The following is a 12892-nucleotide window of genomic DNA, read 5'->3' as shown; positions in this document are numbered from 1 at the left end:
CAGCGCCCGCAGCGCGCCGCCGGCGCGGATCGCACATGGGTGGCACAGTGTCTGCTTCGAGGACGGATGAGCCCTGCAAGGCCCTTTGCTCTCCCGTCGGGAGAGGCGTCGTGAGCACGTGCAACGCTGGCGACCCGCTCGTGCCGCGGCCCGGTCATCCGTTCAACTGAACATCATTGCGCTTGCCATGCCACACGCCCTGATTGTCGAAGACGATCCCAATAGCCTCTCCGGCCTGTCCGCGATCGTCGCGGCCGACGGCTTTTCCGTGGACACCGCCACGACGCTCGCCGAGGCGCGCGCCGCACTGGCACGCTTCATCCCGGACGTCGTGCTGGTCGACCTGAACCTGCCGGACGGCAGCGGGCTCGACCTGCTGCAGCACCTGCCCGCGCAGCCGCCGGGCGGCGCGCTGCCGGTGATCGTGATGACCGGCAACGCCACCGTCGAGAGCGCGATCGAGGGACTGCGTCACGGCATCTGGGATTATCTGCTCAAGCCGGTGAACATTCCGCGCCTGCGCAGCCTGCTGGCGCGAATTCCGCGCCCCTACGAGCTGACCGAAGAGGTGCGGGTGCTGCGTGCGGCGCTGCGCGAACTCGGTCACTTCGGGCGAATGCTCGGCCGCAGCACCGCCGTCCAGCATGTCTACGACACGGTCGAGCACATCGCGCCGACCGAATCGGCGGTACTGATCTACGGCGAAGCCGGCACCGGCAAGGAAGCGGCGGCGCGCACGCTGCACGAAATGAGCCGGCGCCGCAAGGGGCCGTTCGTGCGCTTCGACTGCCGCTCGGCGGCGGGCATCAGCACGACGCGCTCGCTCGACGGCATTCTCTTCGGTCACGAACGCGGCGCGTTCAGCGGCACCGACCATCGCGAACAAGGCCTGCTCGAACAGGCGAGCGGCGGCACGCTGCTGCTCGACGAACTCACCGAATTGCCGCGCGCGCAGCAGGAGGCGCTGTGGCGTGTGCTCGATACGCAGATGTTCATGCGTCTGGGCGGCACCCAGCCGATCGTCACGGATTTCCGTCTGATCGCATCGACCTGCAAGCTGCCGCGTGCCGCGGTGGCCGACGGCAGCCTGCACGAAGCGCTCGCGCTGCGGCTCGAAGCAAGCGCCATCGCGCTGCCGCCGCTGCGCGAGCGCGGCGACGACGCCGCGCTGCTCGCGCAAACGCTCGTCGACGAACTGAATCGCGAAGCCGCCGGCCGCACGCCCGCAGATGCGCCGAAGCAGGCCAGCCCGGGCTTCGTGCGCGAATGTCTTGCGTACGAATGGCCGGGCAATGTGCGCGAATTGCAGGAGCGCGTGCGGCGCGCGTACCAGGCGTCCGGCGACGTGATCGAAACGCTGCACGCGGACGAATCCGGCGATGGACACGGCCGCGAACTGAACGGCAGCCGCGTGCAGGTGACCGTGGGCACGCCGCTCGCGGACGTCGAGGAAATGCTGATTCGCGCCACGCTCGACGCGGTCGGCGGCACCCGGCACCGCGCGGCGTCGCTGCTCGGCATCAGCCCGAAGACGCTCTACAACAAGCTGCAGCGGATGCGCCTCGGCTAACGCCATACGCCGTGCTGCGTATGGCGTATGCGCCGCTCGGCTCAGACTGCTTCGAGCGCGCGCTGCAGCAGCGCCTGCGCCTGCTGGTAGGCCGGCTCGGCCAGGAGCGCGTCCCACCGCAGCGCCGGCCCGCGCGGACGCATCCGCGCGAGCCGCGCACGCGACGCCGGCGTCGGCGTGAAATCCAGGGCATCGAGCACCTTCTCCGCTTCGTCGGGCTGATTGCAGATCAGCACCATGTCGCAGCCCGCCTGCAGCGCCGCGGTCGCTGCCTCGGTCAGCGTGCCGCCCTGGCGCGCGGCCTCCATCGAAAGATCGTCGCTGAAGATCGCACCGGCAAAGTTCAGCCGTCCGCGCAGGATATCCTGCAGCCAGATGCGCGAGAACCCGGCCGGCTTCGCATCGACGTGCGGATAGATCACGTGCGCCGGAAGCACCGCCGCGAGCGCGAGGCCGAGCCAGTCATACGGCGCGACGTCCTCGCGCAGGATGGCGTCGAGCGGACGCTCGTCGACCGGCACCGCGACGTGCGAGTCCGCCTGCGCGAATCCATGCCCCGGAAAGTGCTTGCCGCAGTTCGTCATGCCCGCGAGCGCGAGCCCGTGATTCAGGCTTTTGGCCAGCATCGCGACCGCATAAGGCAGGCGATGGAACGCGCGATCGCCGATCACCTGCGAGTGGCCGTAGTCCAGATCGAGCACCGGCGTGAAGCTCATGTCGACGCCGCAGGCACGCAGTTCCGCCGCGAGGATGTAGCCGACCGCCGTCGCCACGCCGGTCGCGCGCACAGCGTCGCGCTCCCACAGCGCGCCGAGCCGGCCCATCGCGGGCAGCAGCGTGAAACCGTCGGTGCGAAAGCGCTGCACGCGGCCGCCCTCATGGTCGACGGCGATCAGCAGGTCCGCACGCTCCGCGCGAATCGCATCGGTGAGCGCAAGCAGTTGCGCGCGGCTTTCGTAATGACGGGCGAACAGGATCACGCCGCCGGTCATCGGATGCGCAAGGCGGCGGCGATCGTCGGCGTTGAGCGTTTTGCCGGTGACGTCGAACATCACCGGACCAGGCAGGGTTGTCATCGGTTCGGATACCGGAAGGAACAGGCAGTCAGAAGATTCGGCGCCGTGCAGTCAGGCTGCGCCGGCCGGTATCGCGGCAACCGGCTCGGCCGTCTCGGCGACGACGAACGACACCGCGTAATCGCGTTCGTCGCTGATCGTCACGCGCGCGGTGATGCCGCGCGCGTCGAGCCACGCGGCGAGTTCGCCGGAAGCGACGACGATCGGCTTGCCGCCCGCTTCGTTCAGCGTCTGCAGCGCGCGCCAGGTCATCGGCCAGTGCATGCCGAGGCCGATCGCCTTCGAAAACGCTTCCTTCGCGGAGAAGCGCGTGGCGAGAAACGCGAGGCCGCGCGCAGCGGAACGCGCTGCGCGTGCGCGATAGACGCGCATCTCGTCCGGTCCGAGCACCTTCTCCGCGAAGCGCCCGTTCGTGCGCGTCATCACGGCCGCGATGCGGCTCACCTGGACGATGTCGGTACCGATGCCATAGATAGCCATGCGTGGAATTGCCCTCATTGCATCGTGGCGAAAGCGGTGCGCCCGGCGAGCCGCCTAACCGCGGGCCGCCACGCGCGCGGCGACCATGATCGCCTTCATCTCGCGCACCGCGTTGTCCCAGCCCGCGAAGATTGCATGCGCAACGATCGCGTGGCCGATATTGAGTTCGACGATACCGTCGATCGCGGCGATCGGCTGGACGTTGGTGTAATGCAGGCCGTGGCCCGCATTGACCTTCAGTCCGAGCGAGCGGCCCAGCTCGACGCCGCGCACCACCCGTTCGTATTCGCTCTGCTGCGCGGGCGCCTCGTGCGCTTCCGCGTAGCGGCCCGTGTGCAGCTCGATCACCGGCGCGCCCGCTTCGTGCGCGGCGCGGATCTGGGCCTCTTCGGGGTCGATGAAGAGCGACACGCGCACGCCCGCGCCGGCAAGCTGCCGGCACGCGGCCTGCACCGATCCGAACTGGCCGGCGACGTCGAGGCCGCCCTCGGTGGTCAACTCCTCGCGCTTTTCGGGCACGAGACAGGCATCGTGCGGTTTGACTTCGCAAGCGATGTCGAGCATCTCCTGCGTGACCGCGCATTCGAGATTCATGCGCGTTTTCAGCAGCGGACGCAGCGCGCGCACGTCGGCGTCGACGATATGCCGGCGGTCTTCGCGCAGATGCAGCGTGATCGCATCGGCGCCCGCCTCTTCGGCGGCCAGCGCCGCGCGGAGCGGATCCGGGTAGGACGTGCCGCGCGCGTTGCGCAGCGTGGCGACGTGATCGATGTTCACGCCGAGGTCGATCACGGTGGGAGACGTCAGGAAGAAGCTCATAGGTTCTGCAGATCGATCAGAATCTGGCGGGTCGCAAGCGGTACGCCGCCGAGGTAGGTATTGAGCAGAAAACGCATCAGCGTTTTGCTCTGCGCGACAGTCTGACTCCGATGGTAATCGTCCGCCTCCATGTCGAGCAAGGTCTGCCCGGCGATCACCGGCCATTGCGCGGGCAGCGCGTCCGAGGCTTCGCGCACGCCGCGCTCCGGGTCGAACACGTAACGCCCCTGCGGCAGCACCGCACCCCGCGATACGGTGCGATCGAGCGTCGCCGCGTAGCCGGTCTCGCGCAACAGCACGCGCTCGAACGAGCGCAGTACCTGCACCGCGGGCTCGTCGTGCGCGAGCCGCGTGAGCGTCACCAGATAGTGCTGGAACAACGGCGGATGCGGATCTTCGCGCGCGCAGAATTTGACCAGCAGCTCGTTCACGTAGAAACCGCATAGCAGCGCGTCGCCCGCGAGCGGCAGCATGCCGCCCACCCATTCGGCGCCGGTCAGCGTGCGCAGTTCGGATTTGCCCGACCACGACAGCGCAAGCGGCTGAAACGTCTGCAGGACACCCCGCAGCGCGGAATGCGGGCGCTTCGCGCCCTTGGCGACCAGCGCGAGCCGGCCGTGATCGCGCGTGAGCACGTCGATCACGAGACTCGTCTCGCGATACGGATAGCTATGCAGCACGAAACCCGGTTGCTCGCGAATCCGGCTGCCGGCCGCGGCGGCGCGCCGCGCCGCATCGCGCGGCGGCACGCCTGCCGGGCCGTCGCCGATGTCCCCGGACGACGCCGGCGAGGTCTTGCCGGCCCGCGGCTTCGAGGGCGCGCGTGGCGCAGCGGTCTGCTCGAACCCGTCGGGCTCGTCACCGGATTGCAGGGTCACCCATGCGTCATTCGTACCCATACGCGCGGAGTCCGGCTTCGTTATCGGCCCAGCCGCTCTTGACCTTGATGAAGGTCTCGAGATACACCGGTCCGTCGAACAGCTTCTCCATGTCGAGGCGCGCCTCGGTGCTGATCTGCTTCAGCTTCGCGCCCTTCTGGCCGATGATCATCGCCTTGTGCGTATCGCGATCGACGAGGATGGTGGCGAAAATACGCCGCAGACGGCCTTCCGTTTCGAACTTGTCGATCAGCACCGTGCTCGTGTACGGCAGCTCGTCGCCGGTCCAGCGGAACACCTTTTCGCGCAGGATTTCGGCCGCGAGGAAGCGCTCGCTGCGATCGGTCAGGTCGTCCTCCGCATAGATCGCCTGGCCTTCGGGCAGATACGGCTTGATGGTCGCGAGCAGACGCGTGATGTCGTCCGGATGCTTCGCGGACAGCGGGACGATTTCGTTGAACGGACGCCGTGCGCTCATCTGCTGCATGAACGGGTAGAGCGTGCGCTTGTCGGCGACGCGGTCGAGCTTGTTCGCAACCAGCAGCGTGGGCACCGACGGTGGAATCAGGTCGAGCACCTGCTGGTCATCCGGCCCGAAGCGGCCGGCTTCGATCACGAACAGGATCGTGTCGACCGACGTGAGCGTCGAGGTCACCGCGCGATTCAGCGAGCGGTTCAGCGCGCCGCTATGGCGCGTCTGGAAGCCTGGGGTATCGACGAAGATGTACTGCGCGTCGTCGAGCGTATGGATGCCCGTGATGCGGTGGCGGGTCGTCTGCGCCTTGCGCGACGTGATGCTGACCTTCTGGCCGACCAGCGCATTCATCAGCGTCGACTTGCCGACGTTCGGGCGGCCGACGATCGCGACCATGCCGCAGCGAAACACAGAGGGGGCGGATTCGTTCATATTCGGGCGACTGCGGAAGTCGTGTGCAGGCGCGCGGCAAGCCGCACGCCGGTGGCGTCAGTGGCCGGCGTCGGCGACGCGGCTCGATACCGCGCCGGCCACACCGGGTTCGAGTTCGGCAGCGGAGGCGGCACCTTGTGCGAGTTCGCGCGGGCGCGGCGCGAGCGGTTTGTCGGCGGCCTTGTCTGGGGCTTTGTCGGAGACTTTTTCCGGCGGGCGGTCGGGCCGCTCGGCGGCCCTCTCGGCCGGCCGGTCCGCGGCGCGCAGCGTGGAATCGGCACGTTCCACCGGCTTCTCCATGGCTTTATCCGCGATTCTGTCGGCTTTTTCCGTCTTTTCGCTACGCTCGGCTTTTTCCTTGTCCGCCCCGGCTTGCGCGCTGTATTCGACGTGAGCGGCCCGCATCACGGCGAGCGGCGCGTTCGCCGCGCGCTCGCTGCCCGCTTCGGCCGGCCTCGCGTCGCCGCGCGGGTGACGCTCGCTCTTGCGATCGGGCGTGCGCAGATCGAGCGCCGCCTGTACGCCGGCCACCCCCGGCACGATCTCCGGCTCGGCTTGCCGCGCCGCGCGCGCGTTCTTCGAGCGGCGCGGCTTCGCGACCACGGCCGGCGCGACCGCCATCACCTCTTCGAGCGCTTTTTTCGCCGCCGCCTGCTCGGCCGCGCGACGGCTCGCGCCCGAACCCGACACCTTCACCTCGAGCTTGGGCACCGTGCATTCGACTTCGAACTGCTGATTGTGCGCCGCACCATGCGTCGCGATGACGGTGTACGTCGGCAACGCGATCTTGTGGCCCTGCAGATACTCCTGCAGCAACGTTTTCGCGTCTTTGCCGAGCGTGCGCGGATCGATGTGATCGAGAATCGGCACGTAAAGCCGTTTGATGACGGTCTGCGCGGCCTCGAAGCCGCCGTCCAGAAAAATGGCGCCGAGAATGGCTTCGAAGGTATCCGCGAGGATCGACGGACGGCGAAAGCCGCCGCTGCGCAACTCGCCTTCGCCGAGCCGCAGCCCTTCCGAGATATTCAGGGCCTGAGCGATTTCATACAGCGACTGCTGTTTGACCAGATTGGCGCGAACGCGCGACAGGTCGCCCTCGTCCAGCTTGCCGAAACGTTGGAACAAAAGCGCAGCCACCGCACAATTCAGAACGGAATCGCCGAGAAACTCGAGCCGCTCGTTATGTGTGGCGCTATGACTGCGATGAGTGAGAGCCTGACGCAATAATTCCGCATTGCGAAATTCATAGCGCAAACGGCTTTCCAACGGAGATAGGGGCATGGGCAGAGTATAACGCGGGCGCCCGCCCCGGCGAAAACGCGGAGCGGCCGACGGAAAAGCGTGGTGATGCGACCTTACCGCGGATTTTTAAAGTGGGATGCCAACACGCCGCGCCCCGGATGAGCCGGGCACGGCGTGACGCGCGGCAAGTGCAATGAGACGTTAATGGATCGGCCCGATGCGCTTCAGATTGCTGAAGTTCATCCAGATAAAGAATGCGCGGCCCACGATATTCTGGTCCGGCACAAAGCCCCAATAGCGGCTATCCGCACTGTTATCGCGGTTGTCGCCCATCATGAAGTAATGGCCGGGCGGCACCTTGCAGGTCACGCCGTGCGCGTCATACGTGCAGTTGTTGCGGTAAGGAAAATCCTCCGCGCCGATGATGAACGGCGGCACGGCCGGATTGTTGAGGATGCGGTTCGTCGGGCCGAACAGGTCTTCCCGGTACTGCTTCGCGTAGCTCACGCTCTCTTCGTCGAAGAAGTCGGGCAGCGGCGTTTCCGGCACGGGCTTGCCGTTGATTGTCAGATGCTTGTCCTCGTAGCTCACGACATCGCCCGGCAGGCCGATCACCCGCTTGATGTAGTCGACCGACTGGTCCTTCGGATAGCGGAACACCACCACGTCGCCGCGCTCCAGCGGCCGGCCCTCGGTGATCTTCGTATTCGTGATCGGCAGGCGCAGGCCGTATTCGTACTTGTTCACGAGGATGAAATCGCCGACCAGCAGTGTCGGCACCATCGAGCCGGACGGAATCTTGAACGGCTCCACGACGAACGAGCGCACGAGGAACACGACCAGAATCACCGGGAAAAAGCTGGCCGTGTATTCGAGCCACCACGGCTGGCGCAGCTTTTCGTCGCGCAGATGCGCACGCGTCTGCGGCGCGTTTTCATCGGCGAAACGCTCGCCCACGCGGGCCTGCTGACGGTCGAACTCGACCACCGCGGCCTCCGCCGCCCGCCGCCGGCGCGGCAGAAAAAACAGCTTGTCGGCCACCCATGCGACGCCCGTCACGACGACGAGCACAAAAAGAATCAGCTCAAAATTCATAACGTTCCGTTTTTCGTGTTATTTGTCTTCGACGCGCAGGATCGCAAGGAAAGCCTCCTGCGGAATCTCGACGGTCCCGACCTGCTTCATCCGCTTCTTGCCCGCCTTCTGCTTTTCGAGCAGTTTCTTCTTACGGGTGATGTCGCCGCCGTAGCATTTTGCCAGCACATTCTTACGCAAAGCCTTGATGTTCTCGCGCGCGATGATGTTCGAGCCGATCGTCGCCTGGATCGCCACGTCGTACATCTGGCGCGGAATCAGCTCGCGCATCTTGGCGGCCACCTCGCGGCCGCGGAACTGGCTCTGCGAGCGGTGCACGATGACCGACAGCGCGTCGACCTTGTCGCCGTTGATCAGCATGTCGACCTTCACCACGTCGGCCGCGCGATACTCCTTGAACTCGTAGTCCATCGACGCATAACCGCGCGACACCGACTTCAGGCGGTCGAAGAAGTCGAGCACGATCTCCGCCATCGGAATCTCGTACGTGAGCTGGACCTGGCGGCCGTGATACTGCATGTTGATCTGCGCGCCGCGCTTTTGCGTGCACAGCGTGATCACCGCGCCGACGTACTCCTGCGGCATGTACAGGTTGACCGTGACGATCGGCTCGCGCACTTCCTCGATACGCGACGGCTCGGGCATCTTCGCCGGATTCTCGACCATCAGGACGGAGCCGTCCCGCTGCAGCACCTCGTACACGACGGTAGGCGCGGTCGTGATCAGGTCCATGTCGAACTCGCGTTCGAGCCGTTCCTGGACGATCTCCATGTGCAGCAAGCCAAGGAATCCGCAGCGGAAGCCAAAGCCCAGTGCCTGCGACACTTCCGGTTCGTACTGCAGCGATGCGTCGTTGAGCTTGAGCTTCTCCAGCGACTCGCGCAGCGCGTCGTACTGGTTCGCCTCGACCGGGTAGAGGCCGGCGAACACCTGCGGCTTCACTTCCTTGAAGCCGGGCAGCGGTGCGGGCGCCGGATTCGTGACCAGCGTGACGGTGTCGCCGACCTTCGCCGCGGCCAGCTCCTTGATGCCGGCGATGATGAAGCCGACCTGCCCCGCCGACAGCTGTTCGAGATTCTTCGACTTCGGCGTGAACACGCCGATATGCTCGACCGGATACTGTGCGCCGGTCGCCATCAGGCGAATCCGGTCCTTCGGGCGCAGCGTGCCGTTGACGAGGCGCACGAGCATCACGACGCCGACGTAGTTGTCGAACCAGGAATCGATGATGAGCGCCTGCAGCGGCGCCTCGGGATCGCCCTTGGGCGGCGGCACCCTGGCGATCAGCGCCTCGAGCACGTCTTCGACGCCGAGGCCGGTCTTCGCGCTGCAATGCGTCGCGTCGGCCGCGTCGATGCCGATCACGTCCTCGATCTCGGCAATCGCGTTCTCCGGATTGGCCGCCGGCAGGTCGATCTTGTTCAGCACCGGCACGACCTCGACACCCAGCTCGATCGCGGTGTAGCAGTTCGCCACCGTCTGCGCCTCGACGCCCTGGCTCGCGTCCACCACCAGCAGCGCGCCTTCGCACGCGGACAGCGAGCGGCTGACCTCGTACGAAAAATCGACGTGCCCCGGCGTGTCGATCATGTTCAGGTTGTAGACCTTTCCGTCGCGGGCGCGATAGGCGAGCGCCGCCGTCTGCGCCTTGATGGTGATGCCGCGCTCGCGCTCGAGGTCCATCGAGTCGAGTACCTGGGCTTCCATCTCGCGGTCCGACAGGCCCCCGCAAATCTGGATGATGCGATCGGCGAGCGTCGACTTGCCATGGTCGATGTGCGCAATGATCGAAAAGTTACGAATATGATCCATTCAGTGCCGATCAAGCGAAAAAGGCGCGCTCGGACAATTGCAGAGCACGCCTTGTCAATAGGTGCAAAACTTCCGTATTTTAGCCGAAAACGCCGGTGCCCCGGCATCCTTGACCTCCGCCGGCATGCGCGTGCGCGCACCGGCTACGCCGCGCTAGCGCGGATGCGTCGACAACGCGGCCCGAACCCGGGGCGCGTCGAGGCGATAGCGGCACAATTCGACGCCATCGCACACCAGCACCGGAACGAGCTCGTCGTATCGCGCGAGCAGCGCCGGGTCCGCGTCGATGTCGACGCTCTGCAGTTGCGCGCCGTACTCCGCCAGAAGCGGCTCCAGCGCGGCCTGCATGTCTTCGCACAGATGGCACCACGCGCGCCCGTACAGCACGAGCGAGGCCGCCGCGCTCATTTCTGCGCGGCGCCGCCGCGAGGGCGCAGCGGCACGAACTGCGTGTTGTCGCCGCGGCGCACGAGCACCGCCACGAGCTTCTGCGAGTCGAGGTGCGCGGTGAGCTGGTCGAACTGCCGCGCGCTCGTGATGTCCGTGTCGCCCACCCGCAGGATGATGTCGCCCTTCTGCAGGCCGGCCCGCGCCGCCGGTCCGTCGACCTGTTCGATCCGCACGCCGCCATGGATTTTCAACGACTTCAGCTGGCTCGCGGACAGATCGCCGACCGCGATCCCCAATGCATTGGTCGCGCGCGGCCTCGGCGGCGGCACCGGACTGTCACCGGTTTTCACCGTCTTGTCCGGCTGCATTTCGGCGACCGTGATCGGCAATTCGCGCGTCTGCCCCTTGCGCCACAGCGTGATGGTCGCCTTCGTGCCCGGTTTGGTTTCGCCGACCATGCGAGGCAGGTCGGTTGCGTTCTCGACGCTCCTGCCGTTGAACTTCAGAATGATGTCGCCCGGCTGCACGCCGGCCTTGTCGGCCGGACCGCCCGGCTCCACGCTGCTCACCAGCGCGCCCTCGGCGGACGGCAGGCCCAGCGATTCGGCCACGTCCTCGGTCACTTCGCCGATCGCCACCGCAATCCGCCCGCGCACGACGTGCCCCGTGGTCTCGAGCTGATCGGCCACGCGCATCGCCTCGTCGATCGGGATCGCGAACGAAATGCCCATGAAGCCGCCGGTGCGGCTGTAGATCTGCGAATTGATGCCGATCACCTCGCCCTGCATGTTGATCAGCGGACCGCCCGAGTTGCCCGGGTTGACGGCAACGTCCGTCTGGATGAACGGCAGATAGTCGCCGGTATCGCGCCCCTTCGCGCTGACGATGCCGGCGGTCACCGTGTTTTCGAGGCCGAACGGCGAGCCGATGGCGACCACCCATTCGCCCACGCGGACCTTGTTCGAATCACCGATCACCACCGACGGCAGATTCGTCGCATTGATTTTCACGACAGCGACGTCGGTCCGGTCGTCGACGCCGACCAGCTTCGCCTTGAATTCGCGCTTGTCTGTCAGCGTCACGTAGATGTTGTCGGCGTCGTCGACCACGTGCGCATTGGTCATCACGTAGCCGTCCGGCGACAGGATGAAGCCGGAGCCGACGCCGCTGCTTTGCTCGCCGTCGGAATTATCCGGCACGTCCTGACTACCGCTGCTGCCCCCGCCCCCGCCACCGCCGGCGCTATCCCCGTTGTCATTGCCCTGCGGCGCGCCCGGCTGCTGCGGCATCGGAATACCGAAGAAGCGCCGAAAAAAATCGGACATGTCGCCGTCGTTCATCCCCGGCGGAACGCCACGCGCGACACCGCTATCCGATATGCGCGTCGTGGTGCGGATATTCACGACGGCCGGCCCGACCTTGTCGACGAGATCGGTGAAGTCCGGGAGACTGGCGGCAGGAGCCGCCCACGCGCCATGCGGCACGAGCGGCAGGCAAACTGCCACCGCCGCGGCCGCGAGGAAATTGCGCACCGAGGAAATCGTCATATCGTAGCGGACCGAGGAATGCGGGGAACCCTACCTGGGAGCTTTATATTCTATGGCAGACGCAAATTGCTGCAATGTGGCCTGGGGCACTTCGCCGAGCAGCGTGATCCAGAAGTTGCCGCGACGCTTGACCAGCACGTGCGTCGCGCCGCTGCTGCCCTCGCCTTCCTTGCGGGTATTGTTTTCGACCGGCTCCACGAACACCGAAATCGCCGCGAGGCCGTCGGTAAATACCGCCTGATCGACCGGGATGGGCGGCTCTTTCGGATCGCTTGCAGCCATCGGGCGGCGCAGCTCGCGAATCTTGTGAAAGCCTGCCACCGGCGAGTGGATCTGCCAGCCCTGCGCTTCCATGTCGACCGGCTCGACGGGCGGATGCACGATCGTCCAGCCCGCCGTGTTGCGAATGCCATTGACGATCGGCGCCTTGTCGACCGGCACGCCGATGCTGACCTGCGTGAAGGAGAGCTGTTCGAGCACCTGACCGCTCGCGTCCAGCGTCTGTGCGCGCAGCAGCAGACCGGTTTTCCGGTCGGCCCACAGCTTGTAGGCGAACCGGTAGGCGTCGCGCGGTTCGAGTTCCAGCACGTTGCTGTCGATGCCCGCCACGCGGTCGGTGCCAAGCAGCTTCGGCCGGTAGACCGCCAGCACGTCATCGGTGCTGGCCGCCAGCAGCGACGGGAACGAATCCTTGTTTTGACGCTTTTCGACAATGCACAAATGCCGTTCCGGGATGAACGTGTACAGATCGTCGTTATGGCGCAGCATCCGGTGCGGCTTGCCGTCGAGGCTCTCGAGTTCCTCGAACTCGCCGTCGTTCTGGGTCGCGTAATGCACGATGCGCGAGGTCTGCACGAAACTGCCGCGCTGATAGACGAACACGCCTTCGTAGTTTTCCTGCTGGGCGGCCTGATGAATCCGGTTGAGCCAGTCGGACGCCGTGTGGCGGACGGCGAGCGGATCGTCAGGTTGCGCAAAGACACGCGGTGCGGCGGACAGCAATACGGCTGCACAAAGCAGCAAGGCAGGCAGCCGTCCCCAAAGCGTTATTTTATTCAACCGCAGTGTCTGCATCA

12 protein-coding genes are annotated in these 12892 nt (G+C 66.1%); 1 reads left to right on the top strand and 11 read right to left on the bottom strand.

Annotated elements, in window-relative coordinates; genetic code table 11:
- The first annotated feature begins 187 nt into the window (after positions 1 to 187).
- Entirely contained in the window at positions 188 to 1570 is a 1383-nt protein-coding gene (locus tag AC3AP7_RS03505) for a sigma-54-dependent transcriptional regulator (protein ID WP_475765525.1), read from the top strand.
- A gap of 41 nt (positions 1571 to 1611) precedes the next feature.
- On the opposite strand, the gene nagZ is transcribed toward AC3AP7_RS03505, so the two are convergent.
- The 11 genes from nagZ to AC3AP7_RS03450 form a co-directional block, all read right to left on the bottom strand.
- On the bottom strand, positions 1612 to 2646 hold the full coding sequence (gene nagZ / locus AC3AP7_RS03500) for a beta-N-acetylhexosaminidase (protein ID WP_475765527.1): 1035 nt from the start codon (positions 2644 to 2646) through the stop codon (positions 1612 to 1614).
- Between the two features lie 51 nt (positions 2647 to 2697).
- On the bottom strand, positions 2698 to 3126 hold the full coding sequence (acpS, locus tag AC3AP7_RS03495; protein WP_475765529.1) for a holo-ACP synthase: 429 nt from the start codon (positions 3124 to 3126) through the stop codon (positions 2698 to 2700).
- A 54-nt stretch (positions 3127 to 3180) separates the two neighbouring features.
- Complete coding sequence (gene pdxJ, locus AC3AP7_RS03490) at positions 3181 to 3945, bottom strand: pyridoxine 5'-phosphate synthase (RefSeq protein WP_475765531.1); 765 nt, start codon at positions 3943 to 3945, stop codon at positions 3181 to 3183.
- Positions 3942 to 4844 (bottom strand): DNA repair protein RecO, encoded by a 903-nt coding sequence (gene recO, locus AC3AP7_RS03485; protein WP_475765533.1) that lies wholly within the window; start codon positions 4842 to 4844, stop codon positions 3942 to 3944. The genes pdxJ and recO overlap by 4 nt, the downstream gene beginning before the upstream one ends.
- Positions 4831 to 5730 (bottom strand): GTPase Era, encoded by a 900-nt coding sequence (gene era, locus AC3AP7_RS03480; RefSeq protein ID WP_475765535.1) that lies wholly within the window; start codon positions 5728 to 5730, stop codon positions 4831 to 4833. The genes recO and era overlap by 14 nt, the downstream gene beginning before the upstream one ends.
- Before the next feature lie 57 nt (positions 5731 to 5787).
- Entirely contained in the window at positions 5788 to 7011 is a 1224-nt protein-coding gene (gene rnc / locus AC3AP7_RS03475) for a ribonuclease III (protein ID WP_475765537.1), read from the bottom strand.
- A 162-nt stretch (positions 7012 to 7173) separates the two neighbouring features.
- A complete protein-coding gene (gene lepB / locus AC3AP7_RS03470; RefSeq protein WP_475765539.1) occupies positions 7174 to 8067 on the bottom strand; it encodes a signal peptidase I in 894 nt (297 codons plus the stop codon).
- 18 nt (positions 8068 to 8085) lie between these two features.
- A complete protein-coding gene (gene lepA / locus AC3AP7_RS03465; protein WP_475765542.1) occupies positions 8086 to 9879 on the bottom strand; it encodes a translation elongation factor 4 in 1794 nt (597 codons plus the stop codon).
- A 153-nt stretch (positions 9880 to 10032) separates the two neighbouring features.
- Positions 10033 to 10287 carry a glutaredoxin family protein gene (locus tag AC3AP7_RS03460; RefSeq protein ID WP_475765543.1) on the bottom strand — a complete coding sequence of 85 codons (255 nt, stop codon included), beginning with the start codon at positions 10285 to 10287 and terminating at the stop codon, positions 10033 to 10035.
- Positions 10284 to 11816 carry a DegQ family serine endoprotease gene (locus tag AC3AP7_RS03455; protein ID WP_475765547.1) on the bottom strand — a complete coding sequence of 511 codons (1533 nt, stop codon included), beginning with the start codon at positions 11814 to 11816 and terminating at the stop codon, positions 10284 to 10286. Before AC3AP7_RS03455 ends, AC3AP7_RS03460 begins: the two co-directional genes overlap by 4 nt.
- Positions 11817 to 11846: 30 nt before the next feature.
- Positions 11847 to 12890 carry a MucB/RseB C-terminal domain-containing protein gene (locus tag AC3AP7_RS03450; RefSeq protein WP_475765550.1) on the bottom strand — a complete coding sequence of 348 codons (1044 nt, stop codon included), beginning with the start codon at positions 12888 to 12890 and terminating at the stop codon, positions 11847 to 11849.
- Between the last annotated feature and the right edge of the window lie 2 nt (positions 12891 to 12892).

It is taken from the genome of Paraburkholderia sp. PAMB 6770 (genome assembly GCF_057748135.1).
Note: the sequence above shows the minus strand (reverse complement) of the source record. Positions and strands in the feature narration are given on the sequence as shown.